This is a genomic window from Starkeya sp. ORNL1 (assembly GCF_012971745.1).
Classification (GTDB): domain Bacteria; phylum Pseudomonadota; class Alphaproteobacteria; order Rhizobiales; family Xanthobacteraceae; genus Ancylobacter.
The window spans coordinates 2026743-2051762 of the sequence record NZ_CP048834.1 but is presented as its reverse complement, the minus strand read 5'-3'; the positions used below and the strand labels follow the sequence as shown (position 1 = coordinate 2051762).

At 68.1% G+C, this 25020-nt stretch carries 17 protein-coding genes; 14 read left to right on the top strand and 3 right to left on the bottom strand.

Going from position 1 to position 25020, the window contains the following annotated elements:
• Positions 1-134 precede the first annotated feature (134 nt).
• The 12 genes from G3545_RS09950 to G3545_RS09895 all read left to right on the top strand — a co-directional run bounded on the left by G3545_RS09950 (position 135) and on the right by G3545_RS09895 (position 15581).
• Positions 135-413, top strand: coding sequence for a hypothetical protein (locus tag G3545_RS09950; RefSeq protein WP_170018000.1), 279 nt, complete (start codon positions 135-137; stop codon positions 411-413).
• A gap of 245 nt (positions 414-658) precedes the next feature.
• Complete coding sequence (locus G3545_RS09945; protein WP_170012098.1) at positions 659-1327, top strand: response regulator transcription factor; 669 nt, start codon at positions 659-661, stop codon at positions 1325-1327.
• A gap of 62 nt (positions 1328-1389) precedes the next feature.
• Positions 1390-2763 carry an ATP-binding protein gene (locus G3545_RS09940; RefSeq protein ID WP_170017999.1) on the top strand — a complete coding sequence of 458 codons (1374 nt, stop codon included), beginning with the start codon at positions 1390-1392 and terminating at the stop codon, positions 2761-2763.
• Between the two features lie 318 nt (positions 2764-3081).
• Positions 3082-3552 carry a glycine zipper domain-containing protein gene (locus G3545_RS09935; protein WP_170012096.1) on the top strand — a complete coding sequence of 157 codons (471 nt, stop codon included), beginning with the start codon at positions 3082-3084 and terminating at the stop codon, positions 3550-3552.
• A 157-nt stretch (positions 3553-3709) separates the two neighbouring features.
• Positions 3710-4813, top strand: a complete 1104-nt coding sequence (gene ccmI, locus G3545_RS09930; RefSeq protein WP_170012094.1) for a c-type cytochrome biogenesis protein CcmI — start codon at positions 3710-3712, stop codon at positions 4811-4813.
• A gap of 144 nt (positions 4814-4957) precedes the next feature.
• Positions 4958-5404, top strand: coding sequence for a cytochrome c maturation protein CcmE (gene ccmE, locus G3545_RS09925; protein ID WP_170012092.1), 447 nt, complete (start codon positions 4958-4960; stop codon positions 5402-5404).
• A 160-nt stretch (positions 5405-5564) separates the two neighbouring features.
• On the top strand, positions 5565-7553 hold the full coding sequence (locus G3545_RS09920; protein ID WP_170012090.1) for a heme lyase CcmF/NrfE family subunit: 1989 nt from the start codon (positions 5565-5567) through the stop codon (positions 7551-7553).
• A gap of 131 nt (positions 7554-7684) precedes the next feature.
• Positions 7685-8176, top strand: coding sequence for a cytochrome c-type biogenesis protein (locus G3545_RS09915; protein WP_170012088.1), 492 nt, complete (start codon positions 7685-7687; stop codon positions 8174-8176).
• A 93-nt stretch (positions 8177-8269) separates the two neighbouring features.
• On the top strand, positions 8270-9847 hold the full coding sequence (locus G3545_RS09910) for a Do family serine endopeptidase (RefSeq protein ID WP_170012086.1): 1578 nt from the start codon (positions 8270-8272) through the stop codon (positions 9845-9847).
• A 440-nt stretch (positions 9848-10287) separates the two neighbouring features.
• The gene (locus G3545_RS09905; protein WP_170017998.1) at positions 10288-10968 is read left to right on the top strand and encodes a response regulator transcription factor; all 681 of its coding nucleotides are present in this window, start codon (positions 10288-10290) and stop codon (positions 10966-10968) included.
• A complete protein-coding gene (locus tag G3545_RS09900; RefSeq protein WP_170012084.1) occupies positions 10952-12349 on the top strand; it encodes an ATP-binding protein in 1398 nt (465 codons plus the stop codon). The genes G3545_RS09905 and G3545_RS09900 overlap by 17 nt, the downstream gene beginning before the upstream one ends.
• A 244-nt stretch (positions 12350-12593) precedes the next feature.
• Positions 12594-15581: a bifunctional [glutamine synthetase] adenylyltransferase/[glutamine synthetase]-adenylyl-L-tyrosine phosphorylase gene (locus G3545_RS09895; protein WP_170012082.1), complete on the top strand. Its 2988-nt coding sequence runs from the start codon at positions 12594-12596 to the stop codon at positions 15579-15581.
• 147 nt (positions 15582-15728) lie between these two features.
• Here the strand turns inward: G3545_RS09895 and G3545_RS09890 are convergent, their stop codons facing one another.
• Positions 15729-18053: an ATP-binding protein gene (locus tag G3545_RS09890; RefSeq protein WP_170012080.1), complete on the bottom strand. Its 2325-nt coding sequence runs from the start codon at positions 18051-18053 to the stop codon at positions 15729-15731.
• A gap of 254 nt (positions 18054-18307) precedes the next feature.
• Here G3545_RS09890 and fae point away from each other — a divergent pair, with 254 nt between their 5' ends.
• Entirely contained in the window at positions 18308-18847 is a 540-nt protein-coding gene (gene fae, locus G3545_RS09885) for a formaldehyde-activating enzyme (protein WP_170012078.1), read from the top strand.
• Positions 18848-19126: 279 nt separating this feature from the next.
• Here fae and G3545_RS09880 read toward each other — a convergent pair whose 3' ends face one another.
• Together G3545_RS09880 and pepN are read right to left on the bottom strand one after the other, a co-directional pair.
• Positions 19127-20569 carry a diguanylate cyclase gene (locus G3545_RS09880; RefSeq protein WP_170012076.1) on the bottom strand — a complete coding sequence of 481 codons (1443 nt, stop codon included), beginning with the start codon at positions 20567-20569 and terminating at the stop codon, positions 19127-19129.
• 193 nt (positions 20570-20762) lie between these two features.
• Positions 20763-23411: an aminopeptidase N gene (pepN, locus tag G3545_RS09875; protein ID WP_170012074.1), complete on the bottom strand. Its 2649-nt coding sequence runs from the start codon at positions 23409-23411 to the stop codon at positions 20763-20765.
• A 336-nt stretch (positions 23412-23747) separates the two neighbouring features.
• Between pepN and G3545_RS09870 the strand changes: the two genes are divergently transcribed.
• Complete coding sequence (locus G3545_RS09870) at positions 23748-24992, top strand: acyltransferase (RefSeq protein ID WP_170012072.1); 1245 nt, start codon at positions 23748-23750, stop codon at positions 24990-24992.
• The last annotated feature ends 28 nt before the right edge of the window (positions 24993-25020 follow it).

Sequence of the window (25020 nt, the reverse complement as noted above, 5' to 3'; positions counted from 1 at the left end):
AAGGCCGGGCGCACGAGTCATCGCGCCGCACCCGCTTGCCAGGCGCGTCGCAACCTAGGAGCGTCGGCGCGATGGCGCGCGGCTCCTCGCGCGCCGGCCCCGGAGCGCCCGTCGTGAACCTCGCCGCCATCACCATCCCCCATCTCGATCCGCTGCTCGCGTTGGCGGTGTTCGTCTCCACCGCGGCGACCGACACCGTCTATGTGCTGTTCAACGCCGCCATCGTCGCCCGCAAGCGGGTGCCGGCGGCGAACTGGAGTGCCGGCTGGTACCTGCTCTCGGCCTTCGCGGTGATCAGCTACACCCAGGAATGGATCTATGTCGCCTTCGCCGCGATCGGCTCCTGGGTGGGGGCGTATCTCACCGTGACCTGGCTGCACACGCGGGAGACCAAGGCGGCGGAGGGGGCGTGAGGTCGTCCTGCGTGAACATCCTTCGAGGTCGCCTGCGGCGACACCTCAGGATGACGTCGGGTTTTAAGGAACCACGTCATCCTGAGGTGCGAGCGGAGCGAGCCTCGAAGGATGCTCAAGCCGCGCATCCCCACTTCCAACCCTCTGCAAAACCTCGCCACCTGACAGAACCGCCCGGCAATGGCATTCTCCCCGGCTGCCGCTTGCTGTAAGAGCAGGACGGTTCACGTTTTGGGGGCAAAGCCGTGCGTCTGCTCGTCGTCGAGGACGATCCCGATCTCAACCGCCAGATCTTCGAAGCGCTGACCGATGCGGGCTATGCGGTCGACCGCGCCCATGATGGCGAGGAAGGCCATTATCTCGGCGAGAACGAACCGTACGACGCCGTGGTGCTCGATATCGGCCTGCCGAAGATGGACGGGCTCTCGGTGCTGGAGAGCTGGCGCCGCGAGGGCAAGAAGATGCCGGTGCTGATCCTCACCGCGCGCGACCGCTGGAGCGACAAGGTGCAGGGCTTCGATGCCGGCGCCGACGATTATGTCGCCAAGCCCTTCCACATGGAGGAGGTGCTGGCCCGGGTGCGCGCGCTGCTCCGCCGCGCCACCGGCCATGCGGCGAGCGAACTGTCCTGCGGCCCGGTCGCGCTCGACACCCGCTCCGGCCGCGTCACCGTGGACGGGCGCCCGGTGAAGCTCACCTCGCACGAGTACCGCCTGCTCGCCTACCTCATGCACCATACCGGCCGCGTGGTGTCGCGCACCGAACTGGTCGAGCATCTCTACGACCAGGATTTCGACCGCGATTCCAACACCATCGAGGTGTTCGTCGGGCGCCTGCGCAAGAAGCTCGACATTGACGTGATCCAGACGGTGCGCGGGCTCGGCTATCTGCTGGTGGCGCCGGACGGACGTTGAACGAGCGCCTGACCATGGCTGCGATCGACAACCGGTCCGTATTCGCGCGAGGGCCGGCCTGGTTGCACGCCGGCTCGCTCGCGGTCCGGCTGTTCGTCTCGGCCACCGTGGTCATCGCCGTGGTGCTGCTGGTCACCGGCTTCGTGCTGTCCTCGGTCTATCGCGAGGCGGTGGAGCGCGCCTTCGACCGGCGGCTCGACGTGTATCTGAAGACCATCGTCGCCGATGTCGCCAATTCCACGGCCGGCGCCATGCCGGAGCCGGCGACGCTGGGCGATCCGGTGTTCAATTTCCCGCTTTCCGGCTGGTACTGGCAGATCACCCGCATCGACGGCCCGGCGCGCCAGTACAAGACCGCGCGCTCGCTGCCCGAGGGCAACCTGCCGCTGCTCGTCGACCAGGGCACGCCGTCGGATTTCGGCGGGCTGCGCGACGGCTATGTGCAGGGCCCGGCCGACCAGCGGCTGCGCATGATCGAGCGCCTCGTCGATCTCGGCGAGGATGGCCGCTACATCGTCTCGGTGGCCGCCGATGCCGCCGAGATCGACGACGAGGTGAGCGGCTTCGACACCGCGCTCCTCACCACTTTCGCCGCGCTGGCGCTGGCCTTTCTCGCCACACTGCTGTTCCAGGTGCGCTTCGGCCTGCGCCCCCTGAAGCGCATGCGCGCCGGGCTCGCCGCGGTGCGCGCCGGCATGGCCGACAAGATCGACGGCGCCTTCCCGGAGGAGATCGCGCCACTGGTCGTCGAGGTGAACGGGCTGATCGAGGCCAATCGCGAGATCGTCGAGCGAGCGCGCATGCATGTCGGCAATCTCGCCCACGCGCTGAAGACGCCGATCGCGGTGCTGCAGAACGAGGCGGCCAAGAGCGAGGAGCCGCTGTCCACCAAGGTGCGCGAGCAGGCCGACATCATGAAGAGCCAGGTGGCGCACCATCTGGAGCGCGCCCGCATGGCGGCGCGCGCCTCGGTCGTCACCTCGGTGGAGGAGGTGGGGCCGATCGTCGAGGCGCTGGCCCGCACCATGGCCAAGGTCTATCGGGTCAAGGGCATCGACGTGGAGACCGAGATCGCCGAGGGGCTGCGCTTCCGCGGCGAGCGGCAGGATCTCGAGGAGATATTGGGCAACCTCGTCGACAATGCCTGCAAATGGGCGCTTTCGCTGGTGGAGATCACCGTCACCGCGCTGCCGGGCGGCGGCGTCGGCGACCGCGGCTTCTTCGAGATCATCATCGACGATGACGGCCCGGGCCTCACCGAGCAGCAGCGCGCCGAGGCGTTGCAGCGCGGCAAGCGGCTCGACGAGACCAAGCCGGGCTCCGGCCTCGGTCTCTCCATCGTCGCTGAATTGGTCGGGCTCTATGGCGGCCGCTTCACGCTCGCCACCTCGCCCTTCGAAGGCCTGCGCTGCATCGTCCGCCTGCCGGCGGCGTGAGCCATCCAATCTGGACTACGTCATCCTGAGGTGCTCGGGCAAAGCCCGAGCCTCGAAGGATGCCCGCCCCCGATGGCCGGTTTCCTGCCCCCTTCCCCCCGCAAGCTGGAGAGGGGAAGAGCGCCATCTGCTTCATCATCCTTCGAGGCTCGCTGCGCTCGCACCTCAGGATGACGTCGCTCTTGAAAACGACCTTGTTCCCCATGCGCCACACCCCTGGGAACATGCCCCAACGGGCCTAGGTTTCGCCCCATTCCTCACGCTTTGTGCCGGCACATCAATCAAGCTGCTGTTTCGTCTCGGGGAAGGGGCCTATCCATGCGCGCGTATCACCTCGTTGCCGTCGGTCTCGTCGGCGTCACCCTCGCCGGGTGCACCAGCGATGGCGGGCTCGGGCCGAAGGCCACGGGCGGCGCGGCCACCGGCGCGGTGGCGGGCGGCATCATCGGCGCCGTCACCGGCCGCAGCGTCGGCGGCGCCGCGGTGGGCGCGCTGGTCGGCGGCCTGATCGGCGGCACCATCGGCAATGCGCTGGACCAGGAAGACCAGCGCCGGGCCCGCGACGCCGAGCTTCAGGCGCTGGAATATGGCGGGCCGGGCGCACCGGTCAGCTGGCGCGGCGACAGCGGCAATTACGGCACCATCGTCGCCGGCCCGGCCTATGCGCGCGGCCCCTCGCCGCGTTGCCGCGAATACACCCACACCATCTATATCCAGGGCCAGCCGCAGACCGCCCGCGGCACCGCCTGCCGCAACCCGGACGGCACCTGGTCGCCGGTCGCCGGCTGAGGCCGACCACGGCAAAAACCGCCCGCCGCACGCGCGGCGGGCTGACGCAGGGGCGCCGCCACTCGCGGCACTGTGAGCCCATGCGCCGCTTTGCGCGGCTCTGGCGCATTGGCGTAGATCAAACCGTAGGATAGGTCAGCGCATTAGAGGAAACCTAATGTTGCTCTGGACCGCCTTCGCCCTGATGACCGGCGCCGCCATTCTGGCGGTGCTCTGGCCGCTGCGTGTGCAGCGGGAGGATCGCCTCGCCGGCGATGCCGAGGCCGACCTCGCAGTCTATCGCGACCAGCTGGCCGAGATCGAGCGCGACCGCGCGAGCGGCCTGATCGGCACCAGCGAGGGCGATGCCGCCCGCACCGAGGTCGCCCGCCGCATGCTGCGCGCCGCCGAGCGCAGCGGCGAAGCTACCCATCCCAGCGACACCCGCCGCCGCGCTGCCGCGGTGCTGGCGCTCATCGGCGTGCCGCTCCTTGCCGGCGCGCTCTATCTGAACCTCGGCTCCCCGACCTATGAGGGCCAGCCGCTGGCCGCGCGGCTCGATGCGCAGCCCGGCGAGGCCGATGTCGCCATCCTGGTGCGCAAGGTCGAGGCCCATCTCGAAGCCAATCCGGACGACGGCCGCGGCCATGAGGTGATCGCGCCGGTCTATTTCCGTTCCGGCCGCTATGACGATGCTGCGCGCGCCTGGTCCAACGCCATCCGCCTGCTCGGCGACAGTGCGGCCCGCGAGGGCGGGCTCGGCGAGGCGCTGGTGGCGGCGAATGGCGGCGTCGTCACCGCCGCCGCCAAGGCGGCGTTCGACAGGGCGGTGGCGCTTGACCCGATGGCGGTGCGGGCGCGCTATTATCTCGGCCTCGCCGCCGAGCAGGACGGCCGCAAGGACGAAGCCGCCGCCATCTGGGGCAAGCTCGCCGCCGACGCGCCGCCAGGCGCGCCGTGGCTGCCGACCGTGCAGGAGGCGCTCGCGCGGGTGAAGCCGGCCTCCGGTCCGAATCCGTCCGAGGTCGCCGCCGCGCAGAACATGAGCGAGGCGGATCGCGCCGCCATGGTGCGCTCCATGGTCGACGGCCTCGCCAGCCGGCTCGCCCAGCAGGGCGGCGGCATCGACGAATGGCTGCGGCTGGTGCGCGCCTGGAGCGTGCTCGGCGAGGGCGAGAAGGCGAAGGCCGCCGCCGGCGACGCGCGCAAGCAGTTCGCGCAGGACAGCGCCGCGCTCGCCCGCATCGACGAGCTGACCCGCCAACTCGGACTGGGGAGCTGAGATCATGTTTCTTCCCCACTCAATTAGTCTGCCCTCATCCCCGGGCTTGACCCGGGGATCCAGAAAGCAGGGCGCGGCTTCTGGTCCCCTGGATCCCCGGATCAAGTCCGGGGATGAGGGGGTGTTATTGCGGGGACATGCATCATGACCCGCAAGGGCCGCCGGCTCGTCCTCATCTCCTCCGCGCTCGGCGTGCTCGGCCTTGCCGCCGGGCTGGTGCTCTATGCGCTGACCGACACCATCGTGTTCTTCCGCTCGCCGAGCGACATCGCCGCCCAGCATCCCGCGCCCGGAACGCGGCTGCGGCTCGGCGGGCTGGTGAAGGACGGCAGCGTGGTGAAGACCGACAACGCCCATGTGCGCTTCACCGTCACCGACGGACCCGCCGATGTCACGGTCGCCTATATCGGCCTGCTGCCGGACCTGTTCCGCGAGGGGCAGGGCGTGGTGACCGAGGGCGTGCTGCTGCCGGACGGCAGCTTCCAGGCCGACAGCGTGCTCGCCAAGCACGACGAGAAATACATGCCCAAGGAAGTCGCCGACGCGCTGAAGAAGTCCGGCCACTGGAAGGAAGGGGAGGGCGCGCAATGATGACGCTTCCTGGCCTTGCGAACATCCTTCGAGGCCCGCGCAGAGCGCGGGCACCTCAGGATGAGGTGGTTCTTTTCAATAGCGACCTCATCCTGAGGTGCCGCGCAGCGGCCTCGAAGGATGCCCACCCCCGCGCAACACCCCTTTCCGGGAGCGCCGCATGATCCCCGAGACCGGCCATTACGCCCTCGTGCTCGCCCTCGTCATGGCGATCCTGCAGACCGCGCTGCCGATCTGGGGCGCGCGCACCAACGATACCGCGCTGATGCGCACCGGCCCGATGCTGGCGGTGGCCGGCTTCGGCTTTGTCAGCCTCGCCTTCGCGGCGCTGGTCGCCGCCTATGTGCAGTCCGACTTCTCGGTGCTGAACGTCGTCGAGAACTCGCACTCGATGAAGCCGATGCTGTTCAAGATCACCGGCACCTGGGGCAACCATGAAGGCTCCATGCTGCTGTGGGTGCTGGTGCTGACGCTGTTCGGCGCCTTCGTCGCGATTTTCGGCTCGAACCTGCCGGCGCGTCTCAAGGCCAACGTGCTCGGCGTGCAGGGCTCCATCGGCGTCGCCTTCCTGCTGTTCATCCTTTTGACCTCGAACCCGTTCCTGCGGGTGCTGCCGCCGCCGGCCGAGGGCAACGACCTCAATCCGGTGCTGCAGGATATCGGCCTCGCCATCCATCCGCCGCTGCTCTATCTCGGCTATGTCGGCTTCTCCATCACCTTCGCCTTTGCCGTCGCCGCGTTGATCGACGGGCGGATCGATGCCGCCTGGGCGCGCTGGGTGCGGCCCTGGGCGCTCGCCGCCTGGGCCTGCCTCACGGTCGGCATCGCCATGGGTTCTTACTGGGCCTATTACGAGCTCGGCTGGGGCGGCTGGTGGTTCTGGGACCCGGTGGAGAATGCCTCGCTGATGCCGTGGTTCGCCGGCACCGCGCTGCTGCACTCCGCCGTCGTCATGGAAAAGCGCGACGCGCTCAAGGTGTGGACGGTGCTGCTCGCCATCCTTGCCTTCTCGCTGTCGCTGCTCGGCACCTTCCTGGTGCGCTCCGGCGTGCTCACCTCGGTGCACGCCTTTGCCACAGACCCGACCCGCGGCGTCTTCATCCTCGCCATCCTCGTGCTGTTCATCGGCGGCTCGCTGTCGCTGTTCGCCTGGCGCGCGCCGCTTCTGAAGCAGGGCGGCATTTTCGCGCCGATCTCGCGCGAGGGCGCGCTGGTGCTGAACAATCTGCTGCTCACCGCGGCAGCGGCGGCGGTGCTGATCGGCACGCTCTATCCGCTGGTGCTGGAGGCGCTCGACGGCGAGAAGATCACCGTCGGCCCGCCTTACTTCAATCTGGTGGTCGGCAGCCTGATGCTGCCCGTCGCCTTCGCCATGCCGTTCGGCCCGCTGCTGGCCTGGAAGCGCGGCGATCTCTATGGCGTCGCCCAGCGCCTGCTGTGGGCCTTTGGCGGCGCGCTGCTGGTCGCGGTACTCGCCGGTTTCGTCACCATTGGCGGGCCGGTGCTGGCGCTGGCCGGGCTCGGCCTTGCCGCCTTCGTCATCCTCGGCGCGGTGGTCGACATCGCCGAGCGCGCCGGTCTCGGCCGGGTGCCGCTCGCGACCGCCTGGGCGCGCCTGCGCGGCCTGCCGCGCGCCACCTATGGCGCGGCGCTGGCTCATGCCGGCGTCGGCATCGTGCTGATCGGCATCGTCAGCGAGACCAGCTGGAGCGAGGAGCGCATCGCCGGCATCAAGCAGGGCGGCACCTTGGCGCTCGGCGGCTATGAGCTGACGCTCGCCCGCGTCGAGCCGCGCACCGGGCCGAACTTCCGCGAGGTCGCCGCGGTGTTCGACATCCGCCGCGGCGGCGTGGTGGAGGGCACCATCACCTCCTCCAAGCGGCTGTTCATGGCGCGCAACATGCCGACCACCGAGGCCGGCATCCGCACCTTCGGCTTCAGCCAGCTCTATGTCAGCGTCGGCGACGAACTGCCCGGCGGCGGCATCGGCGTACGCGCCTATTGGAAGCCGCTGGTGACGCTGATCTGGCTCGGCGCCGTGGTGATGGCGCTGGGCGGCGTGCTGTCGCTCTCCGACCGCCGCCTGCGCGTCGGCGCTCCCAAGCCTGCCAAGGCGCGGCGCACGCCGCAGGTCGCGGCGGCGGAGTGATGTCCATGAACAGCGCTCGCTCCCACCTTCCCTCATCCCCGGGCTTGACCCGGAGATCCAGAAGGCTGGGAGCACCAGCTCGGTCACTGGGTGCCCGGGTCAAGCCCGGGCATGAGGGTGTACCTGGGTGGATGCGCGCCATCCTCCTTGCCCTGGCATTGCTCATCTCCGGCTTGAGCATTGCCACTCCGGTGCTTGCCGTGCAGCCGGACGAGGTGCTCGCCGATCCGGCGATGGAAGCCCGCGCCCGCGAGCTGTCGCGCGAACTGCGCTGCATGGTCTGCCAGAATCAGTCGATCGATGATTCGGACGCCCCGTTGGCCCGTGACCTGCGCATTCTGGTTCGTGAACGGCTGAAGGCCGGCGACAGCAATGATCAGGTGCTCGACTTCCTGGTCGCCCGCTATGGCGAGTTCGTGCTGATGCGCCCGACCCTGCACGGCGCCAATGTGCTGCTCTGGGTAGCGCCGTTTGCCGTTCTGGTTGCAGGCTTTGCCGGCGCTTTTGTCTTTGCGCGCCGCCGCCGGCAGGAGGCTCAGGCTACCGCAGGGTTGTCGCCCGAGGAGGAAGAAAAACTCCACCGGTTGCTCGATGCGCCGGCTGCGGACCTTACGAAACTTTAACGCCCCCGCCAGTTTGCGTTAAGGCGAGACGTCCTAGCTTGCATCTCAAGCCTGCCCGCCAGGGGCAGTGATGAGACGAACGAGGACGCACTCATGTCGCGCAACGCGCTTCCCGAAAACAAGACCTCCCCCCTGCGCTCGAGCCGCAATCGCCTGCTCGCCGGCGTCTTCACCCTCGCTCTTGCCGGCGGCGCTTTCGGCGCCCTCGCTCTGCCCGAGGCCGTGACCCCCGCGCTCGCGCAGATCACCACCTCGCAGCCCGCCAACACCTTCTCCTTCGCCGACATCGTCGAGAAGGTCACCCCCGCTGTCGTCAGCGTGAAGGTGAAGAAGGACGAGCCGGCCGAGACCGCGATGAACGACGATGACGGCGACGGCAATCCGTTCGGCGGTGGCCAGAACGTGCCCCCGCAGATCGAGCGCTTCATGAAGCGCTTCGGCATCACGCCGGACGGTGGCCAGCGCGGCCCGCGCGGTCCCGAGCAGCACGGCCGCATCGTCGGCCAGGGCTCCGGCTTCTTCATCTCCGCCGACGGCTATGTCGTGACCAATAACCACGTCGTCGATCAGGCGACCGAGGTCGACATCACCACCACCGACGGCAAGACCTACACCGCCAAGGTGATCGGCACCGATCCGCGCACCGACGTCGCGCTGCTCAAGGTCGACGGCAAGGGTGACTTCCCCTGGGTGAAGCTCGCTACCTCCGCGCCGCGCGTCGGCGATTGGGTGGTCGCGGTCGGCAACCCGTTCGGCCTCGGCGGCACCGTGACCGCGGGCATCGTCTCGGCCCGTGGCCGCGACATCGGCTCCGGCCCCTATGACGACTTCCTGCAGATCGACGCCCCGATCAATCGCGGCAATTCCGGTGGCCCGACCTTCTCGCTGAACGGCGACGTCATCGGCATGAACACCGCCATCGTCTCCCCCTCGGGCGGCAATGTCGGCATCGCCTTCGCGATCCCCTCGGAGACCGTCTCGCAGGTGGTCGACGCGCTGAAGAGCGGCGGCACCGTGGCCCGCGGCTATGTCGGCGTGCAGATCCAGGCAGTCAGCGACGATGTTGCCGAAGCCCTCGGCATGAAGGACGACTCCGGCGCGCTGATCGCCCAGGTCCAGTCCGGCACCCCGGGCGACAAGGCCGGCCTCAAGGCGGGTGATGTCGTCACCGCGATCGACGGCGATCCGGTGAAGGACAGCCGCGAGATGTCGCGCAAGATCGCCCAGAAGAAGCCGGGCACCACCGTTCAGCTCTCTGTCCTGCGCAATGGCAAGGACATGAAGGTGGCGGTGACGCTGGAGCAGCTGCCGAACGAAGTCGCCTCCGCCGACAAGAAGGCCGGCGACGACAATAATGACCAGGGCGATGCGGCCGGCGCCGGCTTGCCGCGCCTCGGCCTGTCGCTGGCCCCCGCCAAGGGTGTTGCCGGCGCTGGTAACGAAGGCGTGGTGGTCACCCAGGTCGATCCGAACGGCCCGGCCGCTGAGCGCGGCATCAAGTCCGGCGACGTCATCCTCGACGTGGGTGGCAAGCCGGTCATGACCCCGGCCGACGTCCGCTCGGGCCTCGCCGAAGCCCGCAAGGAGAACCGCAAGGCGGTGCTGATGCGGGTGAAGTCCGAGCAGGGCACGCGCTTCGTCGCCATCTCGCTTGGCAAGTCGAACGGCTGAGGCTGAGCTGTACTTTCCCTCTCCCCGTTGGGGAGAGGTGGCCTGCGAAGCGGGTCGGTGAGGGGTGACGAGGCTGCGAAGTGTTGCAGACCCCTCACCCCGACCCTCTCCCCAATGGGGAGAGGGGGAGAAAGCCTACTCTGAGTACTAACCGGGGCGGATTTCGCCCCGGGGCATATCGGTCCCGGCTATGGCCTGTTCCGTCGCCCCCCTAGGGTCACAACCGGTCCGATGGCGCACGGGGAGCTCGCAAGGGCTCCCCGTGTCGCTTTCCACCCCCCAAACGCAGCGTCCGCGAGGCTTCGTCCACACGGCATTGATTAGGCGCGGGGCGAGAAATGGCGTACATGGTCATGAGCACGAATCCCTCCACCTTCGGCACTCTCGACTATCGACCCATCGAGCGCGCCGATCTCGCCCGGACCGCCGAAGACTTCGCCATGCGCCTGCTCGTCGTCGAAGATGACCGCGACGCCTCCGATTATCTCCGCAAGGCTTTTCGCGAGGCCGGCCATGTGGCCGACCACGCCGCCGATGGCGAAGAGGGCCTCGCCCTCGCCCTCGACGGCGGCTACGACGTATTGATCGTCGACCGCATGCTGCCGCGGCGCGACGGCCTGTCGCTGATCACCGAATTGCGCGGCCGCGGCGACAAGACCCCGGCGCTCATCCTCTCCGCGCTCGGCCAGGTCGACGACCGCGTCACCGGCCTGCGCGCCGGCGGCGACGACTATCTGCCCAAGCCCTATGCCTTCTCCGAATTGCTGGCCCGCGTCGAGGCGCTGGCGCGGCGCGGCGGCCCGCAGGGCACCGACACGGTTTACCGCGTCGCCGATCTCGAGCTCGATCGCCTCGCCCATCGCGTCACCCGCGCCGGGCATGAGATCGTGCTGCAGCCGCGCGAGTTTCGCCTGCTCGAATATCTGATGCGCCATGCCGGCCAGGTGGTGACGCGCACCATGCTCTTGGAGAATGTCTGGGACTATCATTTCGATCCCCAGACCAACGTCATCGACGTCCACGTCTCGCGGCTGCGCTCCAAGATCGACAAGGGCTTCGAGCCGCCATTGCTGCATACGGTGCGCGGCGCCGGATATATTGTCCGTGACGTCGCTCGGTAGGCTGACGCGCACCACCGCGTTCAAGCTGATCGCGGCCTACCTCATCGTCTTCGCGATCTTCGCGGCGTCGGTCATCGCCTATCTCGGCTGGCACACCCAGCGCCTGGTCATCAGCCAGGCCACCGAGGCGATCGAGAACGAGGCCCGCATCCTCGACGAGCAGTACCGTCTCGGCGGCATCAACCGGCTGGTGTCGATCATCAACCGGCGCTCGCGCGCGCCGGGCGCCGGGCTCTATCTCATCACCACCTTCACCGGCGAGACGCTGGCCGGCAATGTGCTGAACCTGCCGCTCAACATCATCGACACGCCGGGCTGGAAGGAGATCGACTATGTCCGCTCCGAGGACCAGAGCGGGCATCCCAGCCGCGCGCTGGTGAAGGTGCTGTTCCTGCCCGGCGAGTTCCGCGTGCTGGTCGGGCGCGACGTGGTGGAGCGCGAGGAGCTGCGCCAGATCATCATCCGCCCGGCGCTGTGGGGGCTGGTGGTGCTGGTGGTGATGGGCGTCGCCGGCGGCCTTTTCGTTACCCGCCGCGTCCTGAAGCGCATCGACCAGATGACCGGGACCACCGAGAGCATCATGGCCGGCAACCTCTCCGGCCGGCTCGCCGTGCATGGCAGCGACGACGAGTTCGACCGCCTCGCCCTCAGCCTCAACGCCATGCTGGAGCGCATCGAGGCGCTGATGGCCGGGCTGAAGGAAGTGTCCGACAATATCGCCCATGATCTCAAGACCCCGCTCACCCGGCTGCGCAACCGCGCCGAGGATGCGCTGCGCACCGCCTCGGGCGACGAGCAATGGCGCGCCGCCACCGAGCACACCATCGACGAATCCGACGGGCTGATCCGCACCTTCGACGCGCTGCTGATGATCGCCCGTGCCGAGGCCGGGCAAGCGCGCGACAAGATGGTGGCGTTCGACCTTGCCGAGAGCGTGAATGCGGTGGCCGAACTCTACGAGCCGGTGGCGGACGAGCAGGGCATCGACCTCGTGGTCGAGGCGCACGAACCGCTGATGGTGCGCGGCGTGCGCGAACTATTCGGGCAGGCGCTCTCGAATCTGATCGACAATGCGATTAAATACAGTGCACCAGACTTGGGCGAGCGCCGCAGCCTGCGCATCAGCGCCGAGCGGCGGGATCAAAACGCCTGCGTCATCGTTGCCGACCAGGGGCCGGGCATTCCCGAGGCCGACCGCAAGCGCGTGCTGGAGCGTTTCGTGCGGCTGGAGGAGAGCCGGACCCAGCCGGGCTCCGGCCTCGGCCTGTCGCTGGCAGCGGCGGTGACGCATCTGCACGGCGGCACCATCGCGCTGGAGGACAACGCTCCGGGCCTGCGCGTGGTGATCGAGCTGCCGCTCGATGTGCCGACGGTGGGGTGAGGGGGCGGTTGCCCTGCGTGGGCATCCTTCGAGGCCGCTTCGCGGCACCTCAGGATGAGGTCGTTCTCTAAACGCGACCTCATCCTGAGGTGCCCGGCGACGCCGGGCCTCGAAGGATGCTGAAGCCGGGCGCGCTTCCAACGCGTAATTGCATGAACGCGCCCTTCACGACGGGTTCAGCAGCATTTTGACAACCAGCTTCGCGTAAGCTCTGACTGGATTGACGGGAAAGGCAGGAGACGGAATGGCGTCGCGACGCGTGAAACTGGCGGAACATGACGACGCTATGACGCTCGCGGGGCTTATCCACGAGGCGCCCGAGGCCGTGCAAGGCGGCAAACAGGCGCTTTCCGACCTGCTCTCCCACGCTGCCAGCCCGATCAAGGCCGAAATCAACCGAATCATCGGCCTCCATCCGCAGGCCCGCGCGGTACTGGAAGCGGTCGCCGCCGGTTCTCCGTTCCTTTCCGACCTCATCCGCGTCGATCCGCCGCGCCTCCTCGAAATCCTCTCCTCGGATCCCGCGAGCGCCCTCGCAGCCGCCCGAAATCGCGCGCTCGCCACGGTGGCTGCGGCCACCAGCGAGGACGAGGTGATGCGGGCGCTGCGCCGGCTGCGCTCGACCTCGGCGCTGACCATCGCGCTCGCCGACATCGGCGGCGCCTTCGGTCTCACCACCATCACCCGCGAGCTCACCGCCACCGCCGACACCGCGATCTCTGCCGCCGTCGACTATCTGCTGCGGGAAGCCGTGGCTGGGCGGAAACTGCGCAAGCATGGCACCTTCGGCTCAGGCTCCGGCTACACCGTGCTCGCCATGGGCAAGCATGGCGCGCGCGAACTGAACTATTCGAGCGATGTCGACCTCATTGTGCTCTACGACCCCGAGGCCGCGCCGCTCGCCAAGGATGTCGAGGCCGCACCGTTCTTCGTGCGCCTCACCCGCACGCTGGTTCGCCTGATCCAGGAGCGTACCGGCGACGGCTATGTCGCCCGCGTCGATCTCAGGCTGCGCCCCGATCCGGCCTCCACCCAGATCGCGCTCTCGCTTGACGCCGCACTGGATTATTACGAGCGCGAAGGCGCCACCTGGGAACGTGCCGCCTATATCAAGGCGCGCCCGATCGCCGGCGACCTCGCGCTCGGCGAGGCGTTCCTGCGCCAGCTCGCGCCCTTCGTCTGGCGCCGCTCGCTGGACTATGCGGCTGTGGCGGACGTGCACGCCATGAAGCAGGAGATCCACGCCTTTCGCGGCCATGAGGCGATCGCCATCGAAGGCCACAATGTGAAGCTCGGCCGCGGCGGCATCCGCGAGATCGAGTTCTTCGTGCAGACCCAGCAGCTCATCGCCGGCGGCCGCGATCCCTCGTTGCGCAATCCGCGCACGCTGGAGGCGCTGGACCGTCTTGCCGTCGATCGCTGGATCGGCCAGGACGCGCATGACGAGCTGGAAGAGGCCTATGTCTATCTGCGCCGGGTCGAGCACCGGCTGCAGATGGTGGCGGATGCGCAGACCCATTCGCTGCCCGAGGACGAGGCCGCCGTCGACGCCTTCGCCCGCTTCATGGGCTATGCCGGTCGCGACGATTTCGCCAGCGAACTCGGCAAGCGCCTGACCCGGGTGCAGCACCATTATTCCAAGCTGTTCGAGGACGCCCCGCCGCGCGCCGCCGTGGAGGGCCGGCTGGAATTCCCCGACGGCGCCGACGACCGCGAGACGCTCGCAACGCTGCACCGCCTCGGCTATGCCGAGCCGAAGGCGGCGAGCGAGACGGTGCGCCGCTGGCTGCGCGGGCATTATCGCGCGCTCAAGATCCCGGCCTGCCGCGAGCAGCTCGCCATGATCGTGCCGGGCCTGCTCGATGCGCTCGCCCGCGGCGGCGAGCCGGACCGCGCGCTGGTCGCCGCCGACCGCTTCTTCCAGGAATTGCCGACGGGGCTGCGCCTGATGGCGGCGCTGGCGCACAATCCCGATCTGGTGCGGCTGCTCGCCACCATACTCGGCACCGCGCCGCGGCTCGGCGAGATGCTGGCGCACCGCCCCAGCCTGGTCGATGCGCTGCTCGACCCCACCTTCTTCGGCGCGTTGCCCGACGAGGCGGCGCTGGAGGCACGGCTCACCGCGCTATTGGCCGAGTCCGAGGACGAGGAAGACCTGCTCGACCGTGCTCGCCGCTTCCGCCAAGAATATCATGTGCTGCTCGGCGTGCGCATCCTCGCCGGCACGCTCTCGGCCAACCGCGCCGGGGAGGCCTATGCGCGCCTCGCCGACGTCATCATCCGCGGCCTCGCCACGGCGGTGAAGGCGCGCTTCGCCGAGGTTCATGGCAAGGTCAAGGGCGCCGAGGTGGCGGTGCTCGCCATGGGCAAGCTGGGCGGGCGCGAGATGACCGCCGGCTCCGACCTCGACCTCATCATGCTCTACGACTTTGACGAGGAGCAGCCGGAATCCGACGGCGCCCGCCCGCTCTATGGCGCGCAATATTTCGCCCGGCTGACGCAGCGCCTGGTCAGCGCGCTGACCACGCCGACCAATGCCGGCCAGCTCTATGAAGTGGATCTGCGGCTGCGCCCGTCCGGCCGCGCCGGCCCGGTGGCGACGCGGCTCGCCGCCTTCGAGATCTACCAGGCCGAGGAAGCCTGGACCTGGGAGCACATGGCGCTGACCCGGGCGCGCGTGGTTTGCGCCTCCAGGCCGTTCCGCGCGGAGGTGGAGAAGGCCATTGCCGCGGTGCTGCGCCGCGAGCGCAACGCCACGCGGCTCGCCGCCGACATCGTCGACATGCGCGGCGCCATCGCCGACGAGAAGGGCGAGGACGATCCCTGGGATCTGAAATACGCCGCCGGTGGCCTCGTCGATATAGAGTTCCTGGCGCAGTACCTCGTGCTCGCCCATGCCGCGCGGCATCCGGACATTGCCGACACCTCGACGCAGCGTGTCATCGCCAATGCGACCCGGCTCGGCCTGCTCAGCGCCGCGGACGGCCAGACCCTGGGCGATGCCTGCCGGCTGCTGCATGACCTGACCCAGGTGCTGCGGCTCGCGGTGACGGCGCCGTTCAAGCCGGCGGACGCCAGCATCGCGCTGCGCCACCTGCTCGCGCGCGCCGGCACCATGCCGGACTTCTCGACGCTGGAAGCGCACCTGTTCGAAACCCAGCGCGAGGTGCGCGCGGTGTTCGAGCGGCTGCTGGCGGCGGAGACGAAAGTAAGGCGAAGGAAGCGGGCGTAGCTCGGCTTCTTCCCTCCCAACCAGTCGTCATCCCGGCCGGAGCCCGCAGGGCGTAGAGCCGGGATCGCGAAAACGCTCTCTATCTTCATGCGATCCCGGCTCTCCGCTTCGCTGCGGCCGGGATGACATCTGTTGTTGAGAGAAGGACTACCGCACCTGCGCGGCGGCGATGCGCACCGGCGCCCGGTACTGCCGACCCGGCCGCCCCTGCACCGGCAGGCGCACCACCACGGTGGTCCCGACGCCCTCGGCGGAGCGCAGGCGCATGCTGCCGCCGTGCAGTTCCACCAGCGACTTGGCGATGGCGAGGCCGAGCCCCGAGCCCTTGTAGGTCTTGGTGAACTGGCTCTCGACCTGCTCGAACGGCTTGCCGATCTTTGACAGCGCCGCCTCGGGAATGCCGATGCCGCTGTCCTCGATCACCAGCAGCGCCGATTGCGGCGTCACCCGTGCCCGCACCGCGATGCGGCCATTCTCCGGGGTGAACTTGATGGCGTTGGAGATCAGGTTCAGCGTCACCTGCTTCAGCGCGCGGCGGTCGGCCTCGATCGGGGTCTCGGCGTCGATCTCGGACACGATGACGAGGCGTTTCTCGTCGGCCCGCACCGACATCACCCTGAGCGCCTCGGTGACGATCTCGTCGAGCCGGATCGGCGTGTAGGCGAGTTGCACGCGGCCGGCCTCGATGCGCGACATGTCGAGAATGTCGTTGATGACATCGAGCAGGTAGCGCCCGCTGTCGCGGATGTCGCGGCAGTACTCGTTGTATTTCTCGCAGCCGAGCGGCCCGAACAGCCCGCTTTCCATCAGTTCGGAGAAGCCGATGATGGCGTTGAGCGGGGTACGCAGCTCGTGGCTCATGTTTGCGAGGAATTCGGACTTGGCGCGGTTGGCGTCCTCGGCCTTGTTCTTCTCGTCGGAATAGTTCTGCGCCAGCTCGGCCAGTTGCTGGGCCTGGAACTCCAGCGTCTGCTGCGATTTGCGCAGGTCCGCGACCAGCGCCATCAGCCGCTTCTCGCTGTCCATCAGCCTTTCTTCGTGGCGCTTCAGCGCGGTGATGTCGGTGCCGACCGAGACGAAGCCGCCATCCTTGGTGCGGCGCTCGGCGATCTTCATCCAGCGCCCGCCCTCGATCTGGGCCTCGAAGGCGCGGGCGCCTTCCTCGGGGCGGTCCTCGGTCTTCAGCGGGGTGCGCACCACCGGCTGGCGGGCCAGGCTCGCGATGGTCTCGAACGGCGTGCCGGTGGTGACGGTGTCGTCGCCGAGGCCGTGCAGCGCCTGGAACTTGGAGTTGCACATCACCAGAAGATTGGCGGCATCCCACAGCACGAAGGATTCCGAGATGCTCTCGATGGCGTCGCGCAGCCGCATGTCGGCGGTGGCGTTGCGTTCGGCGAGGCGGCGTTCCTCGGTGACATCTACCGCGATGCCGACGAGGTGCGGCGGCTCGCCATTCTCCTGCGCCACCACCTCGGCACGGGCGCGCAGCCACACATAATGGCCCTCGGCGTGCTTCATGCGGAACACGCGGTCGATGGTGCGGCCCGGCTTGTCGGCGATCTCCTTGGCGATCTCGTAGAGATTGGCGTCGTCGGGATGCACCAGGTTGGCGACATCGCCGAACGAGACAAGTTCGTCGCGTGGCTCCAGCCCCAGCATCTCGAACATCGAGTACGACCAGAACATCCGGCCGCGGCCCATGTCCCAATCCCACAGGCCGCAGCGCCCGCGCATCAGCGCGGTGTCGATGCGCTCCTGCACGGTGTCGTAGATGCCGTCGGCCTCGCGGGCGCGGCTCGCCTGCCAGTGGAAGGCGAAGCCGAGGATCAGCAGCACGCCGCCGGTGGTGGTGAGCAGCGTGACGGTGAGGATGGTGTCGGAGCGCCAGGTACCGAGCGCGGCGTCGAGCGGCTGCAGCACCACGAGCTGGCCGGTGGTGCGGCGCAGATTGCGCACCGTGGCGATGGCCAGCGTGCCGTCGGTGAGCGGCACGTCGAGCACGCCGGCATTCTCGGCGAACACCGCGAGTGCCTGGACATTGGAGAGCAGGGCGGTGACCTCGGCGGCGGTCGAGGCTTCGCCGTCTTCGGTGATCACCACCCGCCCGCCGCCATCGACCACGGCGAAGTGCCGGCCGGCTTCCGCGGCGCGGGGCGGCAGCGCGCCCTTCAGCGCGGCGGCCGCGGCGGCGACGCCGCCGGAGCGCTGGCCGAGGTCGCTGGCGACCGCCATGGCGTAGAGCGCAAGCTCATCCTTGGCGTCGCCGACCGCCTCGGTATGATAGGCACGGGTCTGCACAATCGCGGCGACCGCGACGATGCCGATGAATGCGATGATCAGAGCGGGAACCGCTCGGCGCATGAAGGGCTCGGCGTCGACCAGCCGCTGATAGGCGGGTCGCGCCACCGAGCGTGCCAGCCCCCGCATGGCCTGAACGCGCACAGACGCCCCCGCAGCGTTGGCGCGAGCCATCGCCGGCCTCCCCCGAAGTCCCAAAGTCCCTAAATCCAGTCGATTGAAGGGATGTGCCGCATCTCTCCGAATCACTACGATTTGAATCGAATCGTGCCGATCCGTCCAGAGTCTGCGGGGAGTCAAGTTAACGAAATGGCAACTTTCGGCTGCAGTCGATCCGCCGCGCCTTGGTTTGATGGACGCCGACCCGTCGGCAGTGTTATCCGCCCACCAGCCAGGCCCTCAGCGGCCATATCGAGAGGGGGATTCCCATGAGCGACATCTGGTTCCGCACCGGCGAGGCGACGGTTCTTGCCGCCGAAGGCCAGTTCACCGACGCCATGCCGGAAGTGCTGATCGGCTCGGTGCGCGGCCCGGCCGGGCATGCGTTCGCCTCGATGATGGGCCAGGCGGCCGGCCACACCCGCATGTTCGTGGTGCGCGACCTCAACCAGATGGTGCGCCCGGCGACCATGATGACCACCAAGGTCACGATCCAGACCATGGAGTATGTCGACCTGCTCGGCGGCGTGGTGCAGGGCGCCATCGGCGACGCCATCGTCGACGCGCTGAGCGAGGGCCTGCTGCCGAAGGAAGCGGCCGACGAGATCTGCATGATCGTGATGATATGGCTCGACCCGCGCTGCGCCGAGGACCCCAATCTCGACCGCGCCGACCTCTATCGGACGAACTACGAGGCGATGAAGCTGGCGATCGACCGCGCCATGAAGGGCGAGCCCACGGTGGAACAGCTGATCGCCAACCGCAAGACGATCAAGCACTACGCGCTGGATGGCGTGGTGGAGTATTGAGGCTTCCGGCGTTCCAGTTTGCCGTCATCCCGGCCGTAGCGAAGCGAAGAGCCGGGATCGCGTGACGTCCCGTGCAACACCTTGTCTGCGATCCCGGATCGACCTTCGGTCGTTCGGGATGACGGCGGGTTGGGGGGAAGGGTAGGGCCGCTCTGCTTGAAAATCCTTCGAGGCTCGCTACGCGAGCACCTCAGGATGAGGTTGTTCTTTAAAACCAGCCTCATCCTGAGGTGCCCGGCAAAGCCGGGCCTCGAAGGATGCTGAAGCAGAAGGCCCCCTCTACACCGGAAACTTCGGCACTTCGCCCGGCGATAGCACTGTCACCGCGCCGCCGCCTGCGCGGTCCGGCGATACCGTGATGCGTATCGTGCCGTCGCCGTCGAGCCGGGCGGTGGCGATGCGGTCGCGGCCGGCTTCCTTGGCGGCGTAGAGCGCGCGGTCGGCGGCGCGCAGCAAATGCTGCGGCGTCGGCGGCTGGCCGCTGGCGTCCAGCGCGAAGATGGTCAGGCCGATGCTCACCGTCACCACGTTCTCCGCGCTGCCGGCGTGGGCGCAGGCGAGCGCGCGCACCCCGGCCAGCATGCGCGCCGCCACCTCGAGGGCGCCCGCCTCATCGGTGTCGGTCAGCACCGCGGCAAATTCCTCGCCGCCATAGCGGGTGACGATGTCGCCGGAGCGCTGCACCGTCTTGCGCAGCGCCTCGGCCACGGTGCGCAGGCACTCGTCGCCGGCCTGGTGGCCATACAGGTCGTTGAAATTCTTGAAGTGATCGACATCGATCATCATCAGCGCCATTGAGGGCTGGTTGCGCCTGGTGCGGCGGAACTCGCGCTCCAGCACCTTGTCGAACTTGCGCCGGTTCGGCAGCTCGGTGAGCGAATCCATCTCCGACAGGGCGGTGAGCCGGCGATTGGCGCGGATCAGCTCCTGCTCCAGCACGCGGCGCTGGCGCACCGTCGCGGCCAGTTCCTCCTCGGCGAGCTTCTGCCGGGTGATGTCGACGCTGGTGGCAAGGAAACGCAGCGGCGAGCCGTCCGGCGCATAGTCCACCACCGCGCCGCGGCTGAGGATCCAGATCCAGCGGCCATTCTTGTGCAGGATGCGGTAGGTCGCCTCGAAGGTCTTGCGCTCGCCGCGCAACACGCGCTTCAGCGCGCGGTCGGCGCCGGCGCGATCGCTCGGATGCACGATCTGCCAGGCCAGTTGCTCGTCCGGCACCGTGTTCTCATTCGGCTGGTAGCCGAGCACTTCCTTCCAGTGCGGCGAACGAGTGACGCGGTTGCTTGGGACATCAAGCTCCCAGATCCATTGCCCGGCGGTGCGCAGCGCATAGGTGGCGCGCTGTTCGGCGCGGTCCAGCGCCCCGGCGATGCGGGTGCGCTCCGTCATGTCGATCAGGGCGATGGAGAGACCGCTCACCACGCCCTCGGCGTCGCGCACCAGTTCGGCGGAGATGCGCAGCGTCTGGTCGGTATCCGCAATGTGGAAGTCGCGTTCCGCCATCCTCTCGCCGATCAGCGCGCGGGCGAAATCCGCGCCGGCCACCGTCAGCGGCGGCAGGTCGTCTATACGATGGCCGATAATGTCGTATGCAGGTCTTCCGAGTATCGAAGCAAATCTGGCGTTGACGATAACGTAGCGTAACTCGGGATCAATAAGGCACAGGGCAACGGGCGCGCTCTCGTAGCTCGTTTGAAGCTGGAGCTGTTCGCGCCCCTTCATGTTGCCCGGTGGTATCCTGGGAAGATCTGCAAAAGGACCAAGTTTAGATCGCCGATAGTGTAGTTTGATAGAAATCGAACCCCCGCAAGCCTGGATTCCATTGAACACTAATCGACGGCGCGGAACCGCGAAAGTGAAGTTTTCCCCATTCGCCCCCGCTTCCAATAATTGCTGGAAGCGGTGGCTTTCCGGTTCACCCCAGCGAGCGGGTCGCGATATCCGCGACATCCGGGGAGAGGCCGGAGGTGGCGGCAACCCGCTTCAGCGCCGCTTCCGCCGAGGCGCGGCGCACCGGCTCCAGCGCGCGCCAGCTCTTGAAGGCGGCGAGCAGGCGGGCGGCGACCTGCGGATTCCTGCCGTCGAGCGCCAGCACGGCATCGACCACGAAGCCGTGGCCGGCGCCGTCGGCGCGGTGGAACTGGGTCTGGTTCGCCGCCGCGAAGGTACCGATCAGCGCCCGCACCCGGTTCGGGTTGCCCATCGAGAAGGCGGGGTGCGTGGTGAGCGCGCGCACCCGGTCGAGCGTGCCGGCTTCCCCGATCTGCGCCTGCAAAGCCAGCCATTTGTCGACCACCAGCGGATCGTCCCGGAAGCGGGCAAGGAAATCGGCGAGCGCGGCGTCGCGCTCCTCGGGCGCGCTGTGGGCAAGGATGGAGAGCGCGGTGAAGCGGTCCGTCATGTTGTCGGCGGCGCGGTAGAGCGCGGCGGTGCGGGCAATGCCGTCGGCCTCGCGCGAGATGGCGAGCAGATCGAGGCAGGTGTTCTTCAGCGCGCGGCGCCCGGCCGAAGCCGCATCCGGTGAATAGGGGCCGGGGGTGGCGAAGCGCTCATAGGCGCCGGCCAGCTCGGGTGCCAGCGCGCGGCCGAGCGCCTTGCGCAGGCCGGTGCGGGCCTTGAGCACCGCGTCGGGATCGACATCGGAGCCGATCTCGCGGGCAATGTCGCTCTCGGACGGCACGGCGAGCGCCTGGGCGATGAAGGCCGGATCGAGCGCGGGATCGGACAGCACCGAGCCCAGCGCGCCGATCAGCGCCGCCGGGGGAGCGGGCGTGCGGCCGCCGCGCACCGCCTCCGTCGCCTGCACCAGATGCGCCAGCGCCAGCGTCTGCGCCGCGTCGAAACGGTTGAACGGATCGGCATCGTGGCGGGCGAGGAACAAGAGCTCGTCGCTGGACAGGCCCGACTTCAGCGTCACCGGGGCGGAAAAGCCGCGATTGAGCGAGGGCACCGGACGCTCGCTCACGCCGTGGAAAGTGAAGCTCTGCCGCGCCTCGGTGAGCACCAGCACGCCTTCCGGACCATTGCCGCCGTCGGGCGCACCGATCGCCATGTCGCGGCCATCGGGCCCGACCAGGCCGACGCGCAGCGGGATCACCATCGGCACCTTGTCGGGCTGCCCCGGCGTCGGCGCGGTGTGCTGGGAGATATCGAGCCGGTAGGTCTGCGCCGCCGCGTTCCATTCGCCGCTGACGCTCACCGTGGGCGTGCCGGCCTGCGCATACCAGCGGGCGAAATGGGCGAGGTCGGTGCCTGAGGCATCGGCGAAGCAGGCGAGGAAATCCTCGATGGTCGCGGCCTCGCCGTCATGGCGCTCGAAATAGAGGTCCATGCCGGAGCGGAATTCTTCCGGGCCGAGCAGGGTCTTGAGCATGCGCACCACTTCGGCGCCCTTCTCATAGACCGTCGCCGTGTAGAAATTGTTGATCTCGCGATAGGTGTCGGGCCGCACCGGATGGGCCAGCGGGCCGGCATCCTCGGGGAATTGGTGGCTCTTCAGGAGGCGCACATCGGCGATGCGCTTCACCGCGCGCGAGCGCTCGTCGGCGGAGAATTCCTGGTCGCGGAAGACGGTGAGGCCTTCCTTCAGGCACAGCTGGAACCAGTCGCGGCAGGTGATGCGGTTGCCGGTCCAGTTGTGGAAATATTCGTGGGCGATGATCCCCTCGATATTGGCATAGTCGCCGTCGGTCGCGGTCTCCGGGCTGGCCAATACGTATTTGTCGTTGAAGACGTTGAGGCCCTTGTTTTCCATCGCGCCCATGTTGAAGTCGGCGACGGCGACGATGTTGAAGACGTCGAGATCATACTCGCAGCCGAACGCCTCCTCGTCCCAGCGCATCGAGCGCTTGAGCGCATCCATGGCGTAGCTGGCCCGGTCCAGTTTGCCGGGCTCGACATAGATGCCGAGCTCGACGGCGCGGCCGGAGGCGGTGACGAACGGCTCGGTGATGCGCTCGAGCCTGCCGCCGACCATGGCGAAGAGATAGCAGGGCTTCGGCCAGGGATCGTGCCAGATGGCATAATGCCGGTCGGTGCCCGCGACCGAGCCGGTCTCCACCGGATTGCCGTTGGCGAGCAGCACCGGGGCTTCCTCGCGCGCGGCCTCGATGCGCACCGTATAGACCGCGAGCACGTCCGGCCGATCCGGGAAATAGGTAATGCGGCGGAAGCCCTCGGCCTCGCACTGTGTGCAATAGGTTCCCGAGGAGCGATAGAGGCCCATCAGCTTGGTGTTGGCCGAGGGGTTCACCTCGGTTTCGATCTCCAGCACCAGCGGGCGAGGCAGTGGAGCGAGGATGGTGAGCGAGGAGGGCGTCGCGGCATAGGCCTCCGGCGCCAGCCTCTCGCCATCGAGCGCGATGGATTTCAGCGTGAGCTCGTCGCCGTCGAGCACGATCGGCGAGCCTTCGCGGCCCCCGGGGTTCGGCCGCATGGCGAGCCGGGCAGTGATGCGGGTCGCGGTGGGGTCGAGGCGGATGTCGAGTTCGACCGTGTCCACCAGCCAGTCCGGCGGACGATAATCGGCGAGGCGGACGGGCTGGGGCTCGGCATCGCGCAGCATCACATCACTCCAGCGTATCTGACCGCATCACCTCTAGAGGGTCGGCGGGCGGATCGGAAGCCCCGGTGGGGAAGGGGCGTGCTGGGCGGGCATCCTTCGAGGCTCGCTGCGCGAGCACCTCAGGATGACGTGGTTATAAAAGCAACGTCATCCTGAGGCGCCGCCGCAGGCGGCCTCGAAGGATGCTGAAGCAAAGCAACGCCCCTCAATCGCCCCGTTTCCGCGGCGTCACCGTACGCTTTGGCTGGAACCCTCGCCAATATTGTTCGTTGTGGAGGGCCGTAGTGCGCAGCTTAATTCCTGCGTTGCGGCGGTATGGCAATCTGAGAGGCGCGCATGCAGGCTGTTTCTGTTCGAAACGAACGATTTGAAGCTCTCGATTCATGGCGCGGCATCTGTGCACTTGCAGTTGCAATCTTCCATTTTTCGTTCGTGATGAAAACAGAAATCCTGCAAAATGCGATCTTATCGAACTCATATCTGTTCGTGGATTTCTTCTTCGTGCTCTCGGGCTTCGTTGTCTGCCATGCCTATCGCGACCGGCTGGGCAGCCCGCGCAAGGTCGGCGGCTTCGTGCTGCGCCGCTTCGGCCGCCTGTGGCCGCTGCATGCGGTGCTGCTGTTCGCGCTGATGCTGATGGTGATGGCGATCAATCTCTATGGCCGCCATCCGGACAATTTTACCATCGACGAGGCGAAGGGCGGCTATTCGCTGGTGGCGCTGGCGCTCAATACCGTGCTGCTCACCGCCATGGGGCTCTATGGCAATGCCTGGAACAGCCCGGCCTGGAGCATCGGCGCCGAGCTCTACACCTATCTCCTGTTCGCCGCGGTAGTGGTGTTCGCCGGCAAGCGGCTGCTTGGCGCCTCGCTGGCGCTGATGCTGGGCGCGAGCCTGGTGCTGCTCGCCTTCGCGCCGGCTCTCATGAACTCGACCGCGGATTTCGGCTTCGTGCGCTGCATCGGCGGTTTCTTCGGCGGCGTCGCCACCTATCACGTCCACGAGGCGACACGGGACCGAAAGCTGCCGCTGCCCTCGGTCGCCGAAATCGGCGTGGTGGCGCTGGCCGGCCTGTTCATGCTGCTCGCCGGCGACGGGCCGGACGAGGTGCACGCGCTGAGCCTGCTGGCGCCTGTGGTGTTCGGCGCGGCGATCCTGGTGTTCGCCCGCGAGCGCGGCGCATTGTCGAAGGTGCTGCAGGTCCGGCCGCTGCGCGCGCTCGGCCGCTGGTCCTATTCGATCTACATGGTGCACATGCCGCTGCTGGTGCTGCTCGGCTATGCGGTCTGGCTTTATGGCGATCTCAGCGCCGCCTCGCTGCAGGTAGACACCATGGTCGAGGGCCATGTGAAGCAGCTCTACGACCTTGGCGATCCCGCCGCCACGCATCTGATGATGGCCGGCTTCCTCGCTACCGTGGTGCTGGCTGCGGCCTGGACCTATCGCCTGGTCGAGGCGCCCTGGCGCGATCGGTTCAGCCGCATCGCCAAGCGCTACGAGAATCCAGGCCGGGCAATTGCGCTCGGCGGACGGATTGGTCCGGTGCGCCCGGTGGCGGTGCGTGCCGAGCGGCGGGGATGAGTGGAAGAGGTCGTCCTGCGTGGGCATC

Excerpts from the sequence above, each read along its gene's own strand:
- G3545_RS09935 (WP_170012096.1), top strand. The coding sequence starts at position 3,082 with ATGCGCGCGTATCACCTCGTTGCCGTCGGTCTCGTCGGCGTCACCCTC.
- ccmI (WP_170012094.1), top strand. The coding sequence starts at position 3,710 with ATGTTGCTCTGGACCGCCTTCGCCCTGATGACCGGCGCCGCCATTCTG.
- ccmE (WP_170012092.1), top strand. The coding sequence starts at position 4,958 with ATGACCCGCAAGGGCCGCCGGCTCGTCCTCATCTCCTCCGCGCTCGGC.
- G3545_RS09920 (WP_170012090.1), top strand. The coding sequence starts at position 5,565 with ATGATCCCCGAGACCGGCCATTACGCCCTCGTGCTCGCCCTCGTCATG.
- G3545_RS09915 (WP_170012088.1), top strand. The coding sequence starts at position 7,685 with ATGCGCGCCATCCTCCTTGCCCTGGCATTGCTCATCTCCGGCTTGAGC.
- G3545_RS09910 (WP_170012086.1), top strand. The coding sequence starts at position 8,270 with ATGTCGCGCAACGCGCTTCCCGAAAACAAGACCTCCCCCCTGCGCTCG.
- G3545_RS09905 (WP_170017998.1), top strand. The coding sequence starts at position 10,288 with ATGCGCCTGCTCGTCGTCGAAGATGACCGCGACGCCTCCGATTATCTC.
- G3545_RS09895 (WP_170012082.1), top strand. The coding sequence starts at position 12,594 with ATGGCGTCGCGACGCGTGAAACTGGCGGAACATGACGACGCTATGACG.
- G3545_RS09890 (WP_170012080.1), bottom strand. The coding sequence starts at position 18,053 with ATGGCTCGCGCCAACGCTGCGGGGGCGTCTGTGCGCGTTCAGGCCATG.
- fae (WP_170012078.1), top strand. The coding sequence starts at position 18,308 with ATGAGCGACATCTGGTTCCGCACCGGCGAGGCGACGGTTCTTGCCGCC.
- G3545_RS09880 (WP_170012076.1), bottom strand. The coding sequence starts at position 20,569 with ATGAAGGGGCGCGAACAGCTCCAGCTTCAAACGAGCTACGAGAGCGCG.
- pepN (WP_170012074.1), bottom strand. The coding sequence starts at position 23,411 with ATGCTGCGCGATGCCGAGCCCCAGCCCGTCCGCCTCGCCGATTATCGT.
- G3545_RS09870 (WP_170012072.1), top strand. The coding sequence starts at position 23,748 with ATGCAGGCTGTTTCTGTTCGAAACGAACGATTTGAAGCTCTCGATTCA.